The 23,722-nt window shown below is 40.0% G+C and carries 20 protein-coding genes; 8 read left to right on the top strand and 12 right to left on the bottom strand.

The window, feature by feature from the left end; genetic code table 11:
* Window positions 1-80: 80 nt before the first annotated feature.
* Window positions 81-935, bottom strand: coding sequence for a MurR/RpiR family transcriptional regulator (locus Q0779_RS21440; RefSeq protein ID WP_298775860.1), 855 nt, complete (start codon window positions 933-935; stop codon window positions 81-83).
* Window positions 936-1,243: 308 nt separating this feature from the next.
* On the opposite strand from Q0779_RS21440, the gene zwf reads away from it, so the two are divergent.
* The 4 genes from zwf to Q0779_RS21420 are packed head-to-tail and all read left to right on the top strand — an operon-like array spanning window position 1,244 to window position 5,922.
* Window positions 1,244-2,713 (top strand): glucose-6-phosphate dehydrogenase, encoded by a 1,470-nt coding sequence (zwf, locus tag Q0779_RS21435; RefSeq protein WP_298775859.1) that lies wholly within the window; start codon window positions 1,244-1,246, stop codon window positions 2,711-2,713.
* Window positions 2,714-2,726: 13 nt separating this feature from the next.
* On the top strand, window positions 2,727-3,425 hold the full coding sequence (pgl, locus tag Q0779_RS21430) for a 6-phosphogluconolactonase (protein ID WP_298775858.1): 699 nt from the start codon (window positions 2,727-2,729) through the stop codon (window positions 3,423-3,425).
* Between the two features lie 9 nt (window positions 3,426-3,434).
* Window positions 3,435-5,261, top strand: a complete 1,827-nt coding sequence (edd, locus tag Q0779_RS21425) for a phosphogluconate dehydratase (protein ID WP_298775856.1) — start codon at window positions 3,435-3,437, stop codon at window positions 5,259-5,261.
* Window positions 5,262-5,280: 19 nt separating this feature from the next.
* On the top strand, window positions 5,281-5,922 hold the full coding sequence (locus tag Q0779_RS21420; protein WP_298775855.1) for a bifunctional 4-hydroxy-2-oxoglutarate aldolase/2-dehydro-3-deoxy-phosphogluconate aldolase: 642 nt from the start codon (window positions 5,281-5,283) through the stop codon (window positions 5,920-5,922).
* A gap of 330 nt (window positions 5,923-6,252) precedes the next feature.
* On the opposite strand, the gene eco is transcribed toward Q0779_RS21420, so the two are convergent.
* The 10 genes from eco to Q0779_RS21370 form a co-directional block, all read right to left on the bottom strand.
* Window positions 6,253-6,804, bottom strand: a complete 552-nt coding sequence (gene eco / locus Q0779_RS21415; protein WP_298775853.1) for a serine protease inhibitor ecotin — start codon at window positions 6,802-6,804, stop codon at window positions 6,253-6,255.
* A gap of 512 nt (window positions 6,805-7,316) precedes the next feature.
* Window positions 7,317-7,769, bottom strand: a complete 453-nt coding sequence (locus Q0779_RS21410; RefSeq protein ID WP_298775851.1) for a cupin domain-containing protein — start codon at window positions 7,767-7,769, stop codon at window positions 7,317-7,319.
* A 44-nt stretch (window positions 7,770-7,813) separates the two neighbouring features.
* Window positions 7,814-8,389, bottom strand: coding sequence for a pyridoxamine 5'-phosphate oxidase family protein (locus tag Q0779_RS21405; RefSeq protein ID WP_298775849.1), 576 nt, complete (start codon window positions 8,387-8,389; stop codon window positions 7,814-7,816).
* A 105-nt stretch (window positions 8,390-8,494) separates the two neighbouring features.
* On the bottom strand, window positions 8,495-8,992 hold the full coding sequence (locus Q0779_RS21400) for a cupin domain-containing protein (protein ID WP_298775846.1): 498 nt from the start codon (window positions 8,990-8,992) through the stop codon (window positions 8,495-8,497).
* 94 nt (window positions 8,993-9,086) lie between these two features.
* Complete coding sequence (locus tag Q0779_RS21395; protein ID WP_298775844.1) at window positions 9,087-11,156, bottom strand: bifunctional 2',3'-cyclic-nucleotide 2'-phosphodiesterase/3'-nucleotidase; 2,070 nt, start codon at window positions 11,154-11,156, stop codon at window positions 9,087-9,089.
* 268 nt (window positions 11,157-11,424) lie between these two features.
* Window positions 11,425-13,602, bottom strand: coding sequence for a M3 family metallopeptidase (locus Q0779_RS21390; protein WP_298775843.1), 2,178 nt, complete (start codon window positions 13,600-13,602; stop codon window positions 11,425-11,427).
* 406 nt (window positions 13,603-14,008) lie between these two features.
* Entirely contained in the window at window positions 14,009-15,712 is a 1,704-nt protein-coding gene (gene ggt / locus Q0779_RS21385) for a gamma-glutamyltransferase (RefSeq protein ID WP_298775876.1), read from the bottom strand.
* Window positions 15,713-16,003: 291 nt separating this feature from the next.
* Complete coding sequence (locus tag Q0779_RS21380) at window positions 16,004-16,624, bottom strand: LysE family translocator (protein ID WP_298775842.1); 621 nt, start codon at window positions 16,622-16,624, stop codon at window positions 16,004-16,006.
* A 190-nt stretch (window positions 16,625-16,814) separates the two neighbouring features.
* The gene (gene hppD, locus Q0779_RS21375; protein WP_298775840.1) at window positions 16,815-17,855 is read right to left on the bottom strand and encodes a 4-hydroxyphenylpyruvate dioxygenase; all 1,041 of its coding nucleotides are present in this window, start codon (window positions 17,853-17,855) and stop codon (window positions 16,815-16,817) included.
* A 45-nt stretch (window positions 17,856-17,900) separates the two neighbouring features.
* Entirely contained in the window at window positions 17,901-19,061 is a 1,161-nt protein-coding gene (locus Q0779_RS21370) for a homogentisate 1,2-dioxygenase (protein WP_298775838.1), read from the bottom strand.
* A 157-nt stretch (window positions 19,062-19,218) separates the two neighbouring features.
* Here Q0779_RS21370 and Q0779_RS21365 point away from each other — a divergent pair, with 157 nt between their 5' ends.
* Both Q0779_RS21365 and Q0779_RS21360 read left to right on the top strand, forming a co-directional pair.
* Entirely contained in the window at window positions 19,219-20,115 is an 897-nt protein-coding gene (locus Q0779_RS21365) for a LysR family transcriptional regulator (protein ID WP_298775836.1), read from the top strand.
* Window positions 20,116-20,429: 314 nt separating this feature from the next.
* A complete protein-coding gene (locus Q0779_RS21360) occupies window positions 20,430-21,179 on the top strand; it encodes an ABC transporter substrate-binding protein (RefSeq protein ID WP_298775874.1) in 750 nt (249 codons plus the stop codon).
* A gap of 16 nt (window positions 21,180-21,195) precedes the next feature.
* On the opposite strand, the gene Q0779_RS21355 is transcribed toward Q0779_RS21360, so the two are convergent.
* Entirely contained in the window at window positions 21,196-21,606 is a 411-nt protein-coding gene (locus Q0779_RS21355) for a YccF domain-containing protein (protein ID WP_298775834.1), read from the bottom strand.
* A gap of 265 nt (window positions 21,607-21,871) precedes the next feature.
* Here Q0779_RS21355 and Q0779_RS21350 point away from each other — a divergent pair, with 265 nt between their 5' ends.
* Both Q0779_RS21350 and Q0779_RS21345 read left to right on the top strand, forming a co-directional pair.
* Window positions 21,872-22,798, top strand: a complete 927-nt coding sequence (locus tag Q0779_RS21350; RefSeq protein ID WP_298775832.1) for a 1-aminocyclopropane-1-carboxylate deaminase/D-cysteine desulfhydrase — start codon at window positions 21,872-21,874, stop codon at window positions 22,796-22,798.
* A 261-nt stretch (window positions 22,799-23,059) separates the two neighbouring features.
* Complete coding sequence (locus Q0779_RS21345) at window positions 23,060-23,185, top strand: hypothetical protein (RefSeq protein ID WP_298775878.1); 126 nt, start codon at window positions 23,060-23,062, stop codon at window positions 23,183-23,185.
* Window positions 23,186-23,722: the final 537 nt, after the last annotated feature.

Here is a 23,722-nt window from a genome sequence, read left to right as displayed (position 1 = left end):
TTTTAAGACAGAATTGGGGTAATTATCTTATTTAAGCCGCTTCATAACATGAGGACGGCTAAAATAATTAAGAAAGTCAGTTACAGAATGGGATCTTTATCGATGCGAGATTCTTTTAAAACGGCTTTAACGCGCTTTAAGTTTTCACGAAAACGAGGACCACGACGTAAAGTGAATCCAGTGGCTAACACATCAATAATGACAAGCTGTGCGAGCCTAGAAGCCATTGGAAGATACATATCGGTGTCTTCAGGCACTTCCATGGTCACTGGCAGTGTGCAAACATTGGATAAAGGAGAATGTCTTGCGGTGATACCTATCACTGCCGCGCCATTTTCTCTAGCTAACTTTGCAATATCTATCAATGATTTAGTTCTTCCTGTGTGGGAGATTAATACCACAACATCACCATCATTACTATTGATACAGCTCATGCGTTGCATGAGCACATCATCAAAACAAATAACGGGAACGTTAAAGCGAAAGAATTTATTTTGTGCATCATGGGCGACAGAAGCGGAGGCGCCTAAACCGAAAAAAGAAATTTTCTTGGCTTGGGTGAGAATATCAACAGCCTTGTTGATTGCGGCAGTGTCGATACTTTGCCTTGCTGTATCTAATGAGGCCATTGATGATTCAAATATCTTAGTGGTATAGGAATCAGGGCTGTCATCTTCTTCAACATGTCGACTGACATAAGGCGTCCCGTTAGCAAGACTTTGGGCTAAATGTAATTTGAAATCAGGAAAGCCTTTGGTATCCAATCGGCGACAAAAACGGTTAACGGTGGGCTCGCTGACATCGGCCATTTTTGCGAGTGTGGCGATACTTGAGTGGATAGCCGTTTGAGGTGAAGCGAGGATCACTTCGGCGACTTTACGTTCAGATTTACTAAAGTGTGTCAGACTTTTTTGTACCTTTTCTAGGGTATTCATATTGATATGTCCACTCAGAAGGAATGTAGTTTTATTTATACTTTCTATGATGGTTATTTTTTGTTCTATAACACAGCGTAGAGCGTTACAATAAATTATACTAGTGAAAGTATAAAAGTATCTAGTAAATATAGTAATTTTATCACGAAAGCATAACAGATATTGTAGACGTCTGACTAGTGAGTGTAAAAGGCGATAATTTACAAAATTTAGATGCAATTATTGAGTTCTGTTGTTATATTACAACAAATGTGTGAATTCTTGTCTTTCTTAGGCGGGACACTGTAATGATAGGAGATGACGTCTCGATGGGTATAACAACAGAAGCCAAAGCCTGCGATTTTGTTCTTTTTGGAACAAAAGGGGATTTAGCAAAGCGAAAATTATTGCCTTCTTTATATCAATTAGATAAAGCTCAATTGCTTAATGAAGACACTAAGATTCTCGGTGTCGCTAAAGATAATTTCACTTTAGAAGAATACCGTGCCTTAGTTGAAACGGCATTAATCACTTTTGTTAAAGAAGAAATCTGTTCTGATACATTAAATCGCTTTCTTGAACGTTGTCATTATATTGGGACCAATTTTACTGAGTCGAAAGGCTATAAGGCTTTTCATACGGTACTTGAACCTAAAAAACGGGCAACAGTGTGCTATTTTGCTACCCCTCCGGCTATTTTTGGTGATATCTGCCGTTGTTTGAACGAACAAAAGCTTATTTATCCTGATACTCGTGTTGTCCTTGAAAAGCCTATTGGTTCAGATCTTGCTTCTTCTAAAATCATTAATGATCAAGTTTCGGCTCATTTTAATGAAGAACAAATTTATCGCATTGACCACTATTTAGGTAAAGAAACGGTGCAAAACTTGATTGCGCTGCGATTTGCCAACTCTTTATTTGCGTCAAAATGGGATAATCGTACAATCGATCATGTGCAGATTTCTGTCGCCGAAGAAGTGGGCATTGAAGGGCGTTGGGGTTACTTTGATAAAGCGGGTCAAATGCGCGATATGATCCAAAATCATTTATTACAAGTATTGACCTTGGTGGCGATGGATCCGCCAGTGAATTTAGACGCGGACAGTATTCGTGATGAAAAAGTGAAAGTTCTGAAGTCATTGCGGCCCATCAATGAAGACAATATTTTTGAAAATACGGTTCGGGGCCAGTATTCATCAGGCTTTTTGAAAGGCTCGCCTGCACCGGGTTATTTAGAAGAAGAAGGGGCAAATGTTAATTCTAACACCGAAACCTTTGTCGCATTAAGAGTCGATATTGATAATTGGCGTTGGGCTGGGGTCCCCTTTTACTTGAGAAGTGGTAAGCGGATGCCATTTAAAAGCTCTGAAATTGTCGTCTATTTTAAGAACCCACCTCATAATTTATATCGCTCAAATTATCGTAATTTGCCGCCCAATAAATTAACTATTCGTTTGCAGCCCCATGAAGGGGTTGAAATTCAGATGATGAATAAAGTACCTGGATTGGAGCAAAAGCAACGTTTGCAAACGGCTAAGCTAGATTTAAGTTTTTCAGATACGTTTAAAACAGAGCGTATTGCCGATGCTTATGAGCGTTTATTGTTAGAAGCCATGTTGGGGAATCAAGCATTATTTGTTCGTCGTGATGAAGTAGAGCAGGCATGGAGCTGGGTCGATGGCATTATCAATGCTTGGGAAAGTAGTAGTGAAAAACCTAAACCCTATCCTGCAGGGACATGGGGGCCTGTCGCATCTGTTGCGTTAATAGCAAAAGACGGCCGTTCTTGGGATGAATAGAGAAAAAAGTAACATGATTAAAGAAACAGTATTTAAAGCCTTTGATAATAAAGCCGCGTTAGAGCAGCAGCTTGCTGAGCGTATTGGCGATCAACTACAAGAAGCTGTTGATAGTCGAGGGCAGGCGAGTCTTGTGGTATCGGGAGGCTCAACTCCCTTGGCTTTGTTTGAACAACTGAGTCATCGCGGTATTGATTGGAATAAGGTTCAAATTACCTTGGCTGATGAGCGTTGGGTGAATAATGAACATGCTGATTCAAATGAAAAGTTGGTCAGAGAACATTTACTCACCAATAAAGCCGCCAGTGCAAAATTTCAGGGGTTAAAGAATATGTTTTCGACTCCAGAAGAAGGCGCTGCAATGGCTACGGAGCAGCTGGCTCATTTTTCTCGCCCTTTTGATGTGGTTATTTTGGGCATGGGTAATGATGGGCATACTTGTTCTTGGTTCCCTTGTTCTGCTGAGTTAGCGCAAGCCTTGGCAACAGACGATCTTTGTGTAGCGGTTAATCCCACAACAGCACCTAATGCAAGGATCACTTTATCTAAATCTGCGATTTTGGCGAGTCGCCAAATTTATTTGCACATCGTCGGTGAACAGAAATTGTCTGTTTACCGCCAAGCATTAACAAGTAAAGCGGTGGATGAAATGCCTATTCGCGCTGTTTTGGGTCAAAATAGTACCCCTGTTGATGTTTATTGGAGTGCTTAAGGAGTTATTATGCAAGCCGTTATAGAAGCTGTGACTCAGCGTATTATTAAGCGTAGTGAAGTCTCCAGAGCCCAGTATTTATCTGCATTAGAAGATGCAAAAACAAAAGGTGTACACCGTAGTGCGCTGAGCTGTGGGAATTTAGCCCATGGATTTGCTGCGTGCAATCCTGATGATAAGTCATCTATTAAACAGCTGAATAAAGCCAATATTGGTATTGTGACAGCTTTTAATGACATGTTATCTGCTCATCAACCATATGAAGTCTACCCCGATTTGTTGAAGAAGGCATGCCAGGAGATTGGCAGTGTTGCACAAGTGGCTGGCGGTGTACCAGCAATGTGTGATGGGGTCACTCAAGGTCAGCCTGGCATGGAACTGAGTCTATTGAGCCGAGAAGTCATTGCTATGGCAACGGCTGTGGGCCTTTCTCATAACATGTTTGATGGTGCGTTGCTATTAGGGATCTGTGATAAAATTGTGCCGGGATTATTGATCGGTGCACTGAGCTTTGGGCATTTACCTATGTTGTTTGTGCCTGCTGGTCCAATGAAATCAGGGATCCCCAATAAAGAAAAAGCACGCATAAGACAGCAATTTGCCCAAGGTAAAGTGGATCGCGCTGCGTTACTTGAGGCTGAATCTGCTTCTTATCATAGTGCGGGAACCTGTACTTTTTATGGTACAGCCAATAGTAATCAGTTGATGTTAGAAGTGATGGGGCTTCAACTACCAGGCTCTTCTTTTGTTAATCCAGACGATCCGTTAAGAGAAGCTTTGAGTAAAACGGCGGCGAAACAAGTGTGTCGTTTAAATGAAATGGGCTCTCAATATACACCTATCGGACACATAGTTTCTGAAAAATCAATTGTTAATGGGATTGTCGCACTATTAGCGACGGGTGGTTCAACCAATTTGACCATGCATATCGTCGCTATTGCCCGTGCTGCAGGGATCATTATTAATTGGGATGATTTTTCAGAGCTTTCTGATGCGGTGCCGTTACTGGCTCGTGTTTATCCTAATGGACATGCAGATATTAATCATTTCCATGCTGCAGGCGGTATGGCGCTATTAATTAAAGAGTTACTCGAGGCCGGTTTATTACATGATGATGTACAAACAGTAGCAGGTCCTGGTCTTAAACGTTATACCCAAGAGCCTAAATTGATTGACGGTGAGTTACGTTGGGTCGAAGGGCCTAAAGAGAGCTTTGATAAGGCCGTATTGACCAGCGTCAATGAACCTTTTCAAGTCAATGGTGGGTTAAAACTCATGAAGGGGAACTTGGGGCGTGCGGTGATAAAGGTCTCGGCGGTCCAAGAAGAAAACAGGATCGTCGAAGCGCCAGCTGTAGTGATTGATGATCAAAACAAGTTAGACGCGTTATTTAAAGCGGGTGAACTGGACAAAGATTGTGTGGTGGTGGTTAAAGGACAAGGGCCTAAAGCCATTGGTATGCCTGAGCTGCATAAATTGACGCCTATTTTAGGCAGTTTGCAAGATAAAGGGTTTAAAGTTGCACTGTTAACGGATGGTCGAATGTCCGGTGCATCGGGTAAGGTGCCTGCGGCTATTCACTTGACGCCAGAAGCATTAGATGGTGGTTTGATTGCGAAAGTGCAACAAGGGGATATGATCCGCTTAAATGCATTAACCGGTGAACTGAGTTTATTGGTCGATGAGACAGTGTTAAATGCTCGAGTGGCTGAAGCGGTTAATTTACAACCTTCAAGCTACGGTATGGGGCGTGAATTATTTGGTGCGCTACGGTCGAATTTAAGTAGCCCCGAAACGGGTGCTCGCTGTACCCAAGCCATTGATGAAAAATATTAAAATTAGGAAGAATAACTCCATGCTTGAGAATAATTGGTCTATTCAGTCACAAGATATTTTTAAATGCAGTCCTATTGTTCCTGTGATGGTGATCAATAAGATTGAAGATGCCGTGCCTTTAGCAAAAGCGCTCGTGGCGGGGGGAATTAAGGTCCTAGAAGTGACTTTACGAACCGCTTGTGCACTTGAAGCAATAGCAAAAATTGCCAAAGAAGTACCAGAAGCTTATGTTGGTGCGGGTACAGTATTAAATGAAGAGCAGTTAAATCAAGCGGTAGAAGCTGGTGCTCAGTTTGTGATCACCCCTGGTGCGACTCCTGAATTATTAAAAGCGGCGATGTCGGGGACGGTGCCATTAATTCCTGGTGTGGCCAGTATTTCGGAAGTGATGGCAGGAATGGAATTGGGTTATACTCATTTTAAATTTTTTCCAGCAGAAGCATCAGGTGGCGTTAATGCATTGAAAGCATTTTCTGGCCCTTTGGCGAATATTCGTTTTTGTCCTACGGGGGGAATATCACCAGACTCTTACAAGAAATACTTGGCTTTGCCCAATGTGGATTGTATTGGAGGGAGTTGGATTGCGCCAACTGATGCCATGGCTGCTGGAGATTGGAATAAGATCACCTTGCTTTGCAAAGAAGCATTAGCAGGATTGTAATCCCATAACGGATCAAAAAAAGGAAGCTATGCTTCCTTTTTTTGATTTATACCCGTGATACTTGAAGATGCATGTTTTCAGAGCCTGTAAAAGTGCCTAATTCAAGGCGTATTATTGCCAAAATGCTTATTGCCTTTTAAGGTGATACAACTTCGATGTAGGTGCTTTTACAGACTCCCAAAGGGCTGTTTTAAAAGCCTTTTATACTGCGTTATTGAACATTAGCTTAGAATGACTAGGCACGCTGTTCAAAGCCTTGCCTAAAAGGCTTTTAATTCCAGCTGAATCCTGCATCTTCAAGTATCACGGGTATATTCATTGTCATTAACACTATTTTGTCATTTGAAAAGGACTTTGTGCTTCCCAGACTCGATAGCGTAATTCTGCTTTTTCAGGTAAATAAAATACAAAAGGAACACGGCTATTATAGCGCAACATTAAATCGCTAGGTAGGCGTACAAATGCCTCTTTTTTATCAAATTTCATACAAGCTCTCATTGTGCTGGGTCCTGGTGCTATTGAGTCGACTTGATAATAGTTATAGCCCCAGCCTTTGACTGAATGTTGATTAATCTTTCCTATCAAGCTGTGTTTATTACAATCAATAACTTTAGTTTGTCCTATTTCAAATTCAATTCTATAATTGGCTTCATCTTGTTTTTTCGGCAAATAAAGAATGTGTTGGGTCATCCCTTTCATCGGAGCAGGGAACATTTTACTTGCTTCTTCCACTTGATAATTTGTATTGTTATAACGGTGCCCAATGATGTTGTCATTGTCTGCGTGGGCCGAGGAGAAAGAAAGTAAGGCCAGTGTACTGATTGCGACACTGAAAAAACGGTTTAATGTAAAAGGCTGAAAGGGGGATGTTAATATTTTCATTACGGCTCCAAAAGGCTTCCTGTTACCTTATTATATCAATGTCATCACTATTGAGTGATTAAAAAACATATTGATCGTGACTTTATCATTTTTATATCGACAGCCAACATTTCATGTTAATGCTCGCTGATTTTAGTCAATCTTAAGATACGATATATTTCTATAAGTCACAAGAATATTACATCATGCTTAGAAAGGTTTATGGTTAAGTTTTTTTAATCAATCACATGATTTTTAAATAAAAAAATATTTTTTATGAGATATTGCAGTGTGTATTGCTGCTTTTTACATTTTCTTTGTGTGTATCTGTGTTGTTTTCATTTTAAAGTGGCAATATATTCTGATCCATTATTACTGCAAAGGTAAGCTGTGAATAAATGAAAAAGCCCACTAGGATTGATATTTTTCAGCATTAATTGAAGTATTAAGGATGTCGATCTGGGATTTATTTTACCTCTCATCATTGATTGCTTAAACAGCGATGATGAGAGGCGGAAATAGTCATTAAGGAATTATTTTTTTTGGCCTTTTTCTATTATTGTGATAGGTTTTCCTTTTATCCCTGCATAAAAAACGATGATTTCGGCAGGGACCTTGCCCTCATTTTTACCGTAATGCCAGGTATTAACAAGCTCTGTGATACTATCGCCAGCTTTGAGGTGGAGCGTTTTACCGTTGTCTTTTCTGACAACGGTTAGCTCGCCTGTCATGAGTATGCCTGCATTAATATAGGGATGTTCATGTATAGGTAAAGTGGCACCAGGTTGAACGGTAATTTTTAAAATCGTGATTTCAGGTTGACCTGTTGCATAATGAGGTAAAAGTGTACCGTCCCAACTGGTGTCTGATTTTGTGATGACATCAACAGCAATACCTTGTTGCTTACCATGAACGTCATGGGCATAGGCATAAGTACTGCAAAAGAAGTAGAATATGATTAAAAAGGGCGTCATTGATATTTTCATGATTTTTCCTCTAATGATCTTAGATAATCGGCAGTGTTCATCGTTTATGGTTCATTGGCTACATTGTCGAGACCTGCAAGTTTGACAATATGGGTTTCCATATCATCGATACTGTATTGATTACGGTTTTTCCAATATTGATGGATCCCATCCTCTCCTTTAGCATCTGCCCAACGTGTTAAATGTTCACGGTCTTCTTTATAGTCAAAGAAAGGCACTGACATACCACAAGAGGTTTGCACCATATCGATATCAAGGAGATAGAATTGTCTTGTGCCTGTATTGCTTGGAAATAAAGTACAGTAATCTTGCCACTGCTCGTCATTTTTATGTATGACAATGGCTTTACCATACAGTCTCAGAATGATTGGATTACCTTCAAAGGCACAAAACATGATGGTCATGCGTGGATCTTGGTGTAAATGTGCGGCGGTTTCATTACCACTGCCCGTGTAGTTTTGCCATATGACCTGATTTTCATGAATGATGCGGAAACTATCACCGCCTTTAGGGGAGAGATTAACGCGACCTGAAGCAGCGGCAGTACCCGTAAAAAATATTTTTTGTTGTTTAATAAAATCAATATGCTGTATATGTAATTTTTTAAATTGTTTACCCATAGTAATCACTTGATTTATTATTAACTAATCTCATTATATAGAGTGTTATGAGATTAATAAAATGAATTCATTGATTGGAAAACAGTTGGGTGTTTTTATATCGACTTAAGGTTTGTCATTATATTTGTTAATTGTTAAAGGGGTGCTTTCAGTACCAATAAAAACGATGAGTATTTCTGCGGGGTCATCGCTATAATTGATGCCATAATGCCAAGTGTTAATGACTTCTATATCCACATCACCCGCTTTAAGGTCAATTTTTTTGCTGTTATCTTCAAGGATGGCGGTAAATTCCCCTTTGAGTATATAGGCAACAGTGATTGACGGATGTTGATGGACAGGGAGTTGAGATTTTGGCGGGACAGTGAGTTTGATAACGGATATTTCAGGTGTTTGTGCCGAATAATCGGGTAATAAAGCTCCGTTCCAGCTTTCATTGGTTTTGATTAATAATTTAGCATAATCATTAGCATCAATGAGCTGTATATGTTGATCATGCTTCTTTTGAGTGGAAGAGGAAGGGTTTTTCTTTGTTTCAGCTAACGTAAGGTGACTATGTAGAATGAATATGAGGCTTGGTAGTATAATCGATAGCGTACGCATATTGGTCTCCTATGTAACCGTGTAATTAGCTCTCATGAGTAAATCATTTTATTCAAAATGGCACTTTCTTTACTGACAAGTTGATCAAGATATTCTATTTTTGATGCGCTTTGTTTAGCAAAACCTGATAATTAGCATACCCCTGTTTATCTATATCTTTTTTGATCATTTTGATTGTTTGATTGTCGCTAATGAAGTGCTCAGCAGCTAACGTATTTTGCGTTTGAAAACGAATGTCTAAAGGGACTTGGCTTTTAATGGGGCTGAGATGCCAGTTATGGGTAGGAGTAATATTGATATAGCCCATTTCTTGGGTTTGTTGGCTGATATAGTTGGCGAGCAGTGTTTGAATATCATTGGGGAAGCTCACCACGACATGTTTAGGCCCAGTCCCTGGAAATTGACCGGAAAAAGCGCGGTAGTTATTTGTGATCACGATGAAGTTGCTATTGTAAAAATTGTTACCAGATATTGTATTGCCATTTTCATCAGTATAGCTCAGTGCTGTGATCCTATTTGCTGGCTGAGAAGTGATGGGTATACAGTGTTCGTTATAACCACTGGGCTGAGTCACATCAATTTGATATTGAATATTTTTGATAATATCAAAATTATAGCTGTGGTGATGTGCCCAATTAATCAGATTTTGAGGCGCTTTGTTATAGAGAGAAATTTGATTAAATTGATTGGCACTGCATTCTAGCCATTCTTTAATGAGTTTACCTGTGACTTTAACAGCTGCAAGGGTATTTGAATAAGGATAAAGCGCGACAATATCTTGATAAGTTACATCACCAGTATTAATGTCAACGAACTGGTTTGCATCTTTTTTTGTATGATTTCCGCCAGCTCTTGCAGGGGAAACTGCTGACAAAATGGGCATGTTCTGAAAAGCAGGATCGGCTTTTATTGTGGTTTTTGCTGCGTGTATTTGTAGATCGGACAGAAGCTGTATAATAGCTGAGTCTTGAATTAAAGCGAGTGCACTGTATAGAGGCTTTTTGGTTATACCTCTATTGTGATCAGAGTGATGCAAAATAGCTTTATGAACGTCGCTCAAAGAATCTTCTATTCGTTTCTCGGGTAAAACTAAGGCTTTTTGGCCAAATATTGGTTGGGCTTGCGAATGTGAATCAATAACGGACCATTTTCCCTCGACACGATTTAAGGTTAAATCAATCATGCCTAGATGGTTCCCCCAATAGCCAGGTGCAACAGCTGGTATGCCATTAATGGTGCCTTTTTCAATGTCACTATTCCATAAATTTGAATAATGTGTTGAAGGAAAGGGAATGTGGCTTTGGCCAAATAAAATGGCATCGATACCATCAATATTGGCTAAATTGACGGCAGCATTGTTGGCACCAAATACCAGTTGACCACGCTTAAAAGCAATACCTGAGTGGGGAATGGCGAAAATTAAATCGACTCCTTTGCTCTGCATTTCAGGAATAAACTTCTCTGCGGTTTCTATAATGTCCTTGATAGCGATTTTATCAATTAAGTGATCCACTGCCCATGTATTAACCTGAGGATCGACAAAGCCGATATAGCCAATATTAATACTTTGCTCATTGCCTTGATTATCCATTAGGGTTGTCGGTTGGATGATGTAAGGGGTAAAGAGGTTTTCATCTTGTAGACTGCCATTACTGCACTGGCTGACTTTACAATAAACATTAGCGTTAATGAATGGAAAGTTAGCACTGTTTATTGCCCATTCTAAAAAAGGGATCCCTCTCATAAAATCTTGGTGACCTAAGTTGGAGAGGGTGTAATTGAGTAAGTTCATGGCTAAAAAAACGGGATGGGGCTGATCTTTTTGGGGACCCAAGGCGTTAGCATAGTCGCCTAAGGGACTGCCTTGTAATAAATTGCCATTATTAATGAGAATACTATTAGGGTTTTCTTGACGTGCTTTGTTAATTAAGCTGGCTGTTCGAGCAAGACCAAATCTGGGATCATCTTGGCCTGTATAGTAATTAAAATCTTTCATATTGGCTTGAAGATCACTGGTTTCAAGCAGGCGTAAGTTAACATGAGTTTGCTGGCTTTTGATTATGGAGGCTTTTTCGTCAATTTGTTCTTGAACAACGTCATCAGAGCTACAAGCAAAAAGTGAACAAAGGATAATGAAAATAAGCCCAATATGATGTTTATTCATACTTTTAATGTCTCATTCCTTTGAATAAAGCAGTGGTTTTTTTTCAAACTTACACACTGCTGCAAAAGTGAAAACCAAAGGCCAACAGCCAACAGGCCCTATAGGTCGTCAACAAGGTAAGCTTAACCTGTCAAAAGTCGCCGCTCAGTATTATTTATAGGATAGTGGATGGCAGGTCTTTTTGCTATTGATGAAGAAAGGAAACAAAAAAGCACAATGACAATTCACTGTGCTTGTTGACATAAAGATGATTGACTACGAGAGAAAATTATTCCTTTAATAACCCACGGCTGCGCAGCAAGGGCTCTATGCCTGCTTCTTTACCTCTAAACTGTTTATACAGCGCCATAGGATCTTGACTGCCCCCTTGGGAGAGTACCGTACTTTTGAAAGCCTTTGATGTCGCCTGGTCGAAAATACCATTTTCTTTAAAGGCCTCATAAGCATCGGCGCCCAAAATATCTGACCATAAATAGCTATAGTAACCTGCTGAATAACCGCCAGCGAAAATGTGTGAGAAGTAAGTACTATGATAACGTGGGGAGATTTCATCAATTAATCCCATGTTATTCAGTGAATCCGCTTCAAACTTGGCTGCATCTTTTGGTTTAAAATCAGTAATAGTATGCCAGTCTAAATCCAATTTGGTTGCTGCCATATATTCAACTGTCGCGAAGCCTTGGTTAAACTTACTGGCTGCTTGTATTTTATTCACCAGTGATTGAGGGATCACTTCGCCTGTTTGGTAGTGAGTCGCAAATTGAGCCAACACTTCAGGCTCTGTCATCCAGTTTTCCATGACTTGTGATGGAAATTCCACATAATCTCGAGGGACTGATGTCCCTGCTTGTGAGCGATATTGTACCTGAGATAAAATACCGTGTAGGGCATGTCCAAATTCGTGGAATAGGGTACTGGCTTCATCAAAAGTTAATAATGCAGGATCATCTCCAGCAGGACGTGGGTAGTTCAATACATTGGAAATAATGGGTTTAGAGTTGACGCCATTCATATTGTATTGCTGGCGATAAGCATTCATCCAAGCGCCGCCACGTTTACTGTCACGGACATAATAATCGCCCATGAAGATGGCAATGCTTTCTCCTTTTTCGTTAAACACTTCCCATGTACGTACTTCTTCATGGTATTTAGGTAGATCGTTACGTTCTTTAACGGTAATGCCATACAAACGATTAGCCGTATAAAAAACCCCTTTTAGGGTGTTTTCAAGTGAAAAATAGGGGCGAGTCTGTTGCTCGTTAAAGCTGTATTTCGCCACGCGGATCTTGTCTGAATAATACCACCAGTCCCAAGCTTGTAATTGGAATTTTTCCCCGTTTTTATCAATAAGCTTTTGCATTTCTGCTACTTCAGCCTCAGCTTGAGCTAATGCAGCTGGCCAGACTTTATCTAATAACCCATAAACATTTTCAGGAGTTTTAGCGGTGCGTTCTTGAAGCACTAAGTGGGCATGAGTAGGGTAACCCATGAGTTGAGCTCGCTGCGCTCTTAACGCGGCAATCTTAGCGATAATTTTCTTATTATCATTGGCATTATCATTATTGGCACGTTTTATATAGCCATTGTAAATTTGCGCTCTTAATTCCCTGTCATCGGCATAAGTTAAAAAGGGCGTAATGGAAGGGCGCTGAGTGGTAAATACCCATTTGCCGGGATGTCCTCTTTTAATCGCCGTTTGCGCGGCTGTATCGATAACATCTTTTGGTAAGCCTGAAAGCCGGGCCTGATCATCGATAACCAATTCAAATGCATTGGTTTCAGCTAATAAGTTATCGCCAAAAGATAAACTTAGCTTACTGATCTGCTCATTGAGTCCGCGTAATGTATCTTTGTCTTTTTCATCGAGATTGGCGCCGCCTCGAGCAAAGGCTTGGTAGGTATCTTCAAGTAGTTTAGCTTGTTCGGTGGATAAATTAAGGCTATTTTTTTGCAAGTATACGGTTTTAACTCTTTGAAATAATTTATCATTGAGATAAATGTCATCTTCAGATGCCGCTAGCATGGGGGTCACGACTTTTGACACGGCCTGTAATTCTTCATTGGTGTCTGCACCTGTTAAATTAAAGAATACATTGGCAACTTTTATGGTCAAATCCCCTGAAAATTCAAGTGCTTCAATAGTATTTTCAAAAGTGGCAGGCTTTGGATTATCGGTAATCGCGTTAATTTCTGCTTGATGTTGCGCAATACCTGCTTCAAATGCGGGTTGGAAGTGTGCAGTTTGGATTTTATCGAAGTCAGGGATGTTGTAATACGTGTCGTAGGGCTTAAAGAATGGATTATCTGCATTATTGTTAATGATGTTTTGCGCAACAACATTAGGCGCAGTATTCTCTTGTGTACTAATGTTGGCTGTATTGCACCCACTGAGCGCTAGCGTTAATGCAATAGCAGATACGAGTGGTTTTAGGGTTAATCCCTTCATTGTCATCTCCCCGAAGAAAAACTTGTTTTTATTTGTTTCGAATTTGTATGATTAATTTCACCCCCTTTAAATACCACGTATTAATGATGCAGATCCATTAAACTTGTATTTAATTTGTAACTATTCTTGTAAGCGATTTTTTTTTACGCAATTTTAATTGATTTAAGGTAAAAAACGTAGCTAAGTGTGGCGTGGTATTGAGGCTAGATGCATGGTGGCAATCGTGCTACTCAGTTGAATGGCATCTTTATTGATACCTTGTTCGATGCGAATTTCATCGTGGATTTATGGATGATGAAATTGGTGGTGAATATAAGTGGGCGATGGCGTGATGTTAAGAAGGGATGCAGGATTGAAAAAATGCCATTCAATGGAATGGCATTTTACAGACAATTAATGGGTAGATTTAATACCCTAATGTTTCACTGCCTGAGCGGCGTAAGTCTGAAAAACCAGTGAAGCCTTTTTCGGTCATGATGATAGATTGCGTTGAGCCCATGGCATTTTTAATGGAGACTTCATGTCCTTTATTTTCAAGGAGGTTAATGGTGTCTTTATTGATACCTTGTTCGACGCGAATTTCATCTGGTAACCATTGGTGGTGAACACGCGGCGCTATGGTGGCTTCTGCAATATTGAGATGGTGATCAATGACATTTAAGATAATTTGCAGTGTCGTGGTGATAATGCGAGACCCACCTGGGCTGCCTGTGACGATATAAGGCTCACCATCTTGCATGACTATGGTGGGGCTCATTGAACTTAAAGGACGTTTTTTAGGCTCTACCGCATTAGCATGGCCACCAATGAGACCAAAACCATTGGGTGTGCCGGCTTTCGCTGAAAAATCATCCATTTCATTATTGAGCAAGACGCCCGTTCCCTTGGCAACGAGCCCTGAGCCATAGCTAAAGTTTAATGTGTAGGTATTGGAGACCGCATTGCCCCATTTATCAACCACAGAATAATGAGTGGTTTGGTCGCTTTCATAAGGCGCGAGATCACCCGGTTTTATGTCAGTACTTGGGGTCACTTTTTCGAGACTAATGTCAGAAGCCAATTTTTTAGCATAGGCTTTACTGGTTAAGGTTTCAACGGGCACATTATAAAAATCAGGATCGCCTAAATATTCACTGCGATCAGCATAGGCGCGTTTCATGGCTTCGCTCATCAAATGAATACTGCTGGCGGTATTCAGCCCTAATTTATCCATGGGAAACTGTTCAAGAATGTTGAGCATTTGAATAATATGGACGCCGCCGGAGGAAGGCGGCGGCATTGAAATGACTTGATAACCTCGATAGCTGCCTTCAACGGGTGTGCGCTTGACGGCTTGATAGTCTTTTAAGTCGGCTAAGGTCATGACGCCGCCCGCTTGTGTGACAGCATCGACGATTTTTTTTGCCGTTTCGCCTTCATAAAACCCTTTACTGCCTTTTTGAGCAATTACGCTTAGAGTATGAGCAAGCTCGGGTTGTTTAAAGCGTGTGCCAATGGGGTAGGTTGTGCCATCTTTTTTGTAAAAAATGGCTTGCGTGCTGGGCCATTGGCTTAGCCGTTGTTGAGCGCTATTGAGTGAATGGGCGAGATCAGGCGTCATGATGATCCCGTTAAGGGCCATTTCAATTGCCGGTTGAATCACTTGTTGTAGACTCATTGTGCCGTATTCTTTTAAGGCTAACTCCATGCCCTTGACGGTGCCAGGCACACCAACGGACAAGCCATGTTCACGGCTGAGTGTAGGGTTGGGATCGCCATTTTCATCAAGAAAAATATCTTTATGAGTATGAGCAGGGGCCATTTCACGATAGTCGATGGCAATATTTTTATTCTCTTTGGCTAAATGGACCAACATGAAGCCTCCCCCTCCTAAGTTTCCTGCTCTGGGAAGGGTAACGGCGAGACTGAAAGCGACTGCAACAGCGGCATCGATGGCATTGCCGCCTTGTTTTAAAATTTCTACTCCCGATTGTGTTGCTAAGGCTTCTTGACTCGATACCATGCCATTTTTTGCCCATACGGGTTGAGCGGTGGCTAAGTGGGTGTATAACGGGGCAGAGACGGAAGAGGGGGGTGTGATGTCAGCTAAGGCTAAGAAGGGCAACATCATGAAAAATGTGAAAAAGGCGGTCTTGAGCGATCGCATTACAGCTCCTTGTTGTTTATGGTTTTTTTGCTTTCGTAATGTGACGTTTATGCTATTTAAATGCAAGCGTTAACGTCACCCAAGGTTATATTATTGTTTTTTAATGGAGAATAATGATAAAAGGTATGCGATTTGTATGTTAATAGATAATGACATGATAAATAAAGGTTTTAGTTTATTGTTAGGGACGGTTGCTCTTTAGTAGTTAATGATGTTTAGATAAACGTGTTTTAATCACTGCGTAGAGAATGTGTCTTAATCCAGTGCTAACCAAATACCGACTGCAATCATGAGTGAACCTGCGATACGGTTCATCCATTTTACGTTATTACCGCGACTTAAAAATAGTCTGAGGCTTTTTCCACCGGAAGCATAGGCCGTCATACTGATAAACTCTGTGATCATAATGATCCCCACTAATGTTATCAGTTGGGGGGCAACGGGGCTGGCTTCATGAATAAAAGGGGGCAGTAGAGAGATCATAAATGCCCAGCCTTTAGGGTTGGCGATTGCAGTGATAAAGCCTTGTGATACGAGCGCCTTGTTGCTTACATGAGCCACTTGATTATGGGGGATTAAGGCGGTTTTTCCTTTCGCTCGCCACATGTTAATCCCAATGTATATTAGGTAAAGACCTCCTATCCATTTTAGGGCGACAAAAAGGTGGGGGTAATTTAACATGATACTGGCTGCGCCTAATACCGCTGCGATTGCGACTAATGCAATACCTACAAGTTCACCTAACATCATCCAAAATGTTCGACGCAGACCGATACTCATGCCTAAGGTCATGGCGAGTGTCATGCACATGCCTGGTGTAATGGAGACGAAAAAAAAAGTCGGTATAAAAAGAGCAAGTAGTGTGAGATCGGGCATGAGTAACAGACGGCTTTTGTTAGTTCATATTCAGCGTCTAGTGTAGCCAAATGGGGGATAGCATTGCAAGAAGTGTTACTGTGGTGAGTAGACAGTGTCTATTTTGGGAGCGATCCCTTTTCTGAAATAGGATATAAAGCCTGTTGCTTTACACAATCAACAGGCTGTTATAAAGTGAGTGAATAGGTGATTATAAAACACCACGCTTCATTTGATCGCGCTCAATGGATTCAAACAATGCCGTAAAATTACCCTCTCCAAATCCAAGATTATTGCGCCTTTGAATAATTTCAATGAAAATGGGGCCAAACAAATTTTTAGTGAAAATTTGCAATAAGTAACCTTTCTCATCCCCATCAATGAGTATTTGATGGTCTTTGATTTTTTGCCTATCCTCAGTGACTTGAGGAAGCTTTTCAAAAATCGTGTCGTAATATTCAGGAATAATATCCAAGGTTTGAATGGCGGAACCTTTCATTGCATCCAAAGAGGCAACGATATCTCTGCTGCTAAAGGCCAAGTGCTGAACACCAGGGCCATCATAATCTCTTAGATATTCATCAATTTGATTTTTATCATTGCCTTTACCTTCATTGATCGGAATGCAAAAACTACCATCCGGTGAGCGAAGTGCATAAGAGATCAATGCTGTTTGGCTGCCTTTAATGTCGAAATAACGGACTTCGGTAAAACCAAAAATGTCTTTATAGAAATTAGACCAATATTCCATTGTTCCCTTGTAGACATTATTGGTGAGGTGATCCACGGCAAGAAAGCCTTTTTCTTGTGTATGAATAGGGGCTTGAAGATCCTCAAAATCCGTTTGATAAATATTATTCGCTTCACCAAAAGTATCAATGAAATAAATTAAACTGTCACCAATTCCATAGATTGCAGGATAAGGAAGATCAGTTTGTTTCGGATCAGCCCCTTTAGCGCCGCGTTGGATGGCAGTATCAAAGGCGAAACGCGCATCTTCGACACGCCAGCCCATAGAACAAATTGCGGGACCATGAGATTTAGCGAACTCAGCAGAAAAGCCTTTGTGTTCAGTATTTAATAAAAAATTGATGTCGTTTTGCTGATAATAGAGAATATCTTTATTTTTGGCTTTTTTAAGTAAAGAAAAGCCAAAATCAATAAAGATATCGTGCATGTAATTATGATCTGGCGTGGCAAACTCAGTAAATTCAATACCAAGTAGACCTAATGGATTCTGTTCGCTTGCCATGTGAATATCCTCTTTCAATGTGCTAATGCTGTGGTTGCTTCGTTGTTATTTTTCTAACCACGAGCGGTTATAATCATCTTGCATGCAGTTTTTGACATGCGTTGTTAGGTGTAATGGATTGAAGGTGTCGATCATGACCGCATATTCCACCGTTTCAGTTTTACCTATTGAAGCTTCCGTACGACCAGGTTGAGGACCATGAGGTACCCCTTTTTGGTGTAAGGTCATGTACCCAGCTTTAATCCCTGTTCGACTCATAAAGTCACCGTCGACGTAATAAATCACTTCATCACTGTCAATATTGTTATGGTAATAAGGGGCTGGAATCGATAATGGATGAAAATCATAAGGTCTAGGAACAAAGTTGCAGATCACAAAATTGTGACCACTGAACACTAAATGCTCGGAAGGAGGTAAGTGAATTTGTCCGACTTTGGGGGCATAATCTTTGATATTAAAAGCCCATGGGTAAACAAACCCATCCCAGCCTACTAAATCAAATGGGTGCCATTCTAGTGATATGTGTTGATACCGATCGCCGAACTTACTGATTAACGTAAAGTCACCTTGTTCCACAATGGCATCGTCTAACACTGGTGTACGGATATCTCGTTCACAATAGGGGGCAGATTCAAGTAGTTGGCCGTACTCATTACGAAAATGTTTAGGTATTTCAATCATTGAGAATGATTCAATAACCAGTAACCGCACATTATGATAGTCACTAAATTTGAGCTGGTAAGTAGTGCCTCTTGGAATGACTAAATAATCCCATTTGTTAACTTTAATGGTGCCATATTCGCTGTAAAGTATCCCATCGCCTTCATGAATGAAAATGACTTCATCGGCATAAGCATTGCGATAGAATGTCTCTGTTTCTTCAGTGACATGAGCCGTGTAGAAAGCAACATCTTGATTATGAAATATTTTATTTCTTGCACTATAGAAATGGCCTGGCTTATCTGATTGAATAGTATCGAGTTTATAATTTTGTATTAATGCATCTTGCCAAGACTCACCATGAGAAAGTGTGTGCGATGTCACATTAAGGGCTTTGGTAGGCATATTATGATGGTATTTATTAGAATAAATATTGGCAAAGCCATGGGTAGAGAACAACTCTTCACGGTAAAGTTCGCCATTTTCTTTTTTAAATTGAATGTGGCGTTTATTAGGGATTTGGCCTTGTTTAATATAAAACGGCATGTTTCTCTTCCTTAATGCGCATAACGCAATTTTTTACACATCATCGAATCCTCGAAACCAATTTAGTTGCTAAAACAAACAAAAAAAAGAATAATAATTTTATTAAAACCATCAGTTTTTTAGATGGTAAAGATAATTTTACACTGGGAGTGGTGTTATGCGAGTCGATATTGATGTATTCAAAATGCTTGAAGTCTTAGTTGAAGAAGGAAGCTTTACTAAAGCGGCAGAGCGACTGCATAAGGCCCAATCTGCGATCAGTTATCAAGTTAAAAAGTTAGAGCAGCACTTAGGGATCACACTTTTTAGCCGAGATCAATACCGAGCTGAATTAACGCCAGAAGGCGAAATCATTCTCGCTGAAGGGAGAAAATTATTACATAATTTAGCCAATATTGAGCATCTGGCGACTCGATTTAATCAGGGGTGGGAGCCAAAGTTGGAGTTGGTGATTGATGGTGCGCTGCCTATGGAGCCGATTATGCGCGCATTGAAGCGATTATCAAGTTACCAGATCCCGACAAAAATTCAGCTTAATATGGAATTTTTAGGGGGGGTGCAGCATAGATTTGAGTCTAATAAAGCCGATCTCATGTTAGTGAAAGATTACCGAACAGGGCCTCATTATCAGTCGACACCCTTACCTGAAATTACCAGCATACTTGTAGCGAGTCGTGAACACCCATTAGCCACTAAAAGACAGTTAAGTCTCTATGAATTACAGCATCATGTTGAACTGACCATTGAAGACTCATCTCCAGACAAAAGCCGGCAGGATGAATTGCAATTTGGTGGGGATAAAGTGTTTTATCTGTCAGGCTTTATGATGAAAAAGAATGCTCTTTTAATGGGGGTTGGATTTGGGTGGATGCCCGATTTTTTGATTGAGCAGGAGCTTAAAGATGGGGCGCTGGTGGAAATTGATTTTATGGGAGGCAGCCGTTTTTGTTTTACGCCTCAATTGGTTTCGACTTTAGAGCGATCATTAGGAAGAGGTGGGCAATTACTTACCGAGTTAATATTGGATGAATTCGAACAGGAAGACAATGTGTGATGCTAACTGACATGTGTATTTTCAATGGAGTGGCGTTGTGGCGGTATGACCAATCCCTGATATGAGTGGTGGTATATTTTAATAGGAAGGATCTGTTTTATCGTTTTTTTGAATGAATTTTGAGGCTTATTCAACAAGATCCTGTAAGCTTTTCCTAAAAAGGAAAGTGGCAATAAGCACGAAATTAGCTAAAATTTTTGTGTGATAATGGATCATTATCAATAAGGAGTTTGATTGTAATGCTGAGGCTTTTAAGGTTGTATTTTACTATTATGTGTTGTCGATTCATCCGTGTTATGGATAAGTTTATTCATATTCAGTGTTTTCGTCGGTTACTATTATTATTGTCTTTATCGTTATTTTTGACACCATTAAAAGCTGATACCTTGTATTTAACTTCGCTGAATTGGGCACCTTATTCTAGCGAACAACTCGATAATAAAGGGGCGGTAATTGCAGTGACTCGTGCTGCATTGAAAGCAATGGGGCACGAACTTGTTGTTGATTTTTATCCTTGGAATCGTGCAGTCAGATTAGCCACACGTAGCCACACAAAATATTTAGGTTACATCCCTGAATATATTTTTCCTGCAGAACATTTAGTGTTTTCAGTCGCAATCGGTTCAAGTTTATTGGTTATCGTTGAAAATAAAGATAATCCTATTTATTGGGAAAAGTTATCTGATCTCAATCAATATACCATAGGCGTAGTGAAAGGTTATGTGAATACGCATGAATTCGATGGCATGATTGCTGCGGGTGAGCAGCGAGTGGAGACAGTGACGTCAGACGATCAAAATATTCGTAAAGTCGTGTCTGGTAGAGTCAACGGTGCGGTCATTGATTTGCATGTATTAAAATATTTATTAGCGAGAGAAGGCATGGAGCCTTTAAAAGAAAAAATACAAGTTAATGATCGTTCTCTTGTTGAAAAGGAGTTGTTTGTCGCGTTTAGAAATACGCCTGAAGGGAGAAAATGGCGAGACATATTCAATCAAGGTTTGGCTAAAATTGATGTTGATGCGCTAATGGAAGCGAGTATGCCTAAAACGAATCCGCATTGAGTCATGCGGATTTTTTTTACTGATGTGTTGAAATAATGGTTTGTCCTATTGGAATGATAGTGAGCTTGGCTAGTTTTAAATGTTGAAAAGCAAAAGGGATCCCGATAATGGTGATGGCACTCGCAATTGCACAGATAATATGACCGATAGCGAGCCAGAAACCCACTAAGATAAACCAAATGATGTTACCTAACATGCCAAAAGTGCCTGTACCGATATCACTATGGCCCGTTATATTTTGTCTGTTGATAGCATCTTGACCAAATGGCCAAAATGTCATTTCGCCTATGATAAAACAGGACTTGGCAAAAGGGATCCCAATGATACTAATGATGCAAATAAGTCCTGCTAGCCACCATGCTAATCCCATGATGAATCCGCCCATGATAAACCAAGCAATGTTAAATGCTAATCTTAACACACCCATTTAGTGCTCCTTGTAAAGTGGTTTTTTGGTATTATTGCCATTCATTGGTTGTGAATAGTCATAATAATCCAATTTCAATAATCTAAGAAATAAGCGAATTTCATGCCAACTCTTAACTAATTGTTTTTATTTGTTATTTCATCTATCCCTGTCACCATTATCTCTTTTTATGCTATTTTTTAATAATATTAGCTATTTTATTTTAATTTTGACTATTGGCAGCGTAAAATGATGGCACTGATGGAAATTGTGGATGATATAATTCGTGAAGTTAGCCGATACCCCCGTGGAGCGGATTGATTTTTTTGGCCATGATGTTTTTGTTAAGCGAGATGATTTATTGCATCCTGAGTTTTCGGGTAATAAAGCCCGTAAATTTCGCTATTTTTTAGATCATGACTTTCCTGATGTGAAACGGCTCATCAGCTTTGGTAGCCCTCAATCCAATTCTATGTATTCAATGTCGGTGCTGGCCAAGATAAAAGGTTGGCAATTTGATTATTATGTGGATCATATCGCCAAACATACTCTTGATACCGCTGAAGGTAACTTTAAGCAAGCTCGGCTTAATGGCGCGAATATGATAGACCTTAGTGCCGCGGCAGATAGGCTGGGACGCAGCTGCGAGACTTATATAGAGGATTTGTGTTTACAGAATGATAAAGCAACTTTGTTTATTCCTGAGGGAGGCCATTGCGGTTTTGCACAATATGGCGTGTCGTTATTAGCGGAAGAAATTGTTGTTTGGATGAAAGCTCAGCAACTGGAGCAATTAGTGGTGTTTTTACCCTCCGGAACTGGTACAACTTCATTGTATTTATCGGCATTTTTTAAAGCCAACCTTTATCCTATTGAAGTGATGACCTGCGCTGCTGTCGGTGACAGCGATTACCTTAAACAGCAATTTTTAGCGTTAGTAAGTGATCCCGCTTGCTTTCCCACTGTGTTAGAAAGTGACAAGAAATATCATTTTGGCAAGTTGTATACTGCTTTTTATGAGATGTGGCAGCACCTCAATGAAACGGGTATTGAATTTGATTTACTTTACGATCCGTTAGGCTGGATAGTATTGCAGTCATTTTTAACTCGTAATGACGCCAGGCCTGTATTATATCTTCATCAAGGCGGCTTATTGGGGAATGCAAGTATGTTACCTCGATATCAGAGGAAATTTAATTTATCGTTGAAGTGAGCGGCATTTTTGTGTGGTGTTATTGACCATTTGGTCAGGTGATGTATCTGTGAAAAGGATACCACCTGAACCAAATGAGTTGACTTTGAAAGCTGTACAATAACAGTCCTAACTGTTTGCTTTAGTAACAAACATTCGATACGAATGAGAGGAAAGAGTATCGAAAAGTCGTTTTTACTTTTTACGCTTTATTTATTACTTGTGAGAAGCCATTTCATAAACTTGATTGCTTCAGTACGTTTTGAAAAGGTCTCTCTATTTTTGCCTCTACTATCCGTGAAAGCGATAGAAGATTTATTGACTGAAATTGAGTTAACGGGAAAGTCGACTGTTATTTCATGTCCATTTACTTGGTATGACATAGGCCACACTCCTTTTTTAGTCTAACTGCCATTAGCTTGGCAGTGGGGTTTTTAATAATAAAAATATCCTTAGCGAATCGCAAAAGATGAACATTAAGTGTTTTGATACACCCATTTTAAATAGCATATAGAAATCAGTCTGTCCAAATATTACCGATTAATAATTTATATACTGAGTTTTATCAAAATACTGCCAATCAGTGAAACACACTGTTATGACAGTACAATGACGATATTGTCGGATGGAGTTTTTTACGTTAGCTGTGAAGAAAATCAAACCTATTAACGGGGGGATTTGCAGCAGTATAAACATATCAGGGAACACCAAAAACGCGTCTAGGTTATTAGATGAACAAGCACTTGTCAAGTTTTGTACAAATTATGCTTGAAGGAAAGCTGATAGGAGGGGGAAATGGATAAGTGCATGTCGCTTCATGCACTTATACCCAAACCACTTGAAAGTGCATGTTTTCAGAGCCCGTAAAAAGGCTTAATTCAAGGCGTATTATTGAAAGAATGCTTATTGCCTTTTGAGGTGATGCAACGTAGAAGTTAGTCTTTT

The sequence above is a fragment of the uncultured Shewanella sp. genome (assembly GCF_947491715.1).
GTDB lineage: Bacteria > Pseudomonadota > Gammaproteobacteria > Enterobacterales > Shewanellaceae > Shewanella.
Note: the sequence above shows the minus strand (reverse complement) of the source record. Positions and strands in the feature narration are given on the sequence as shown.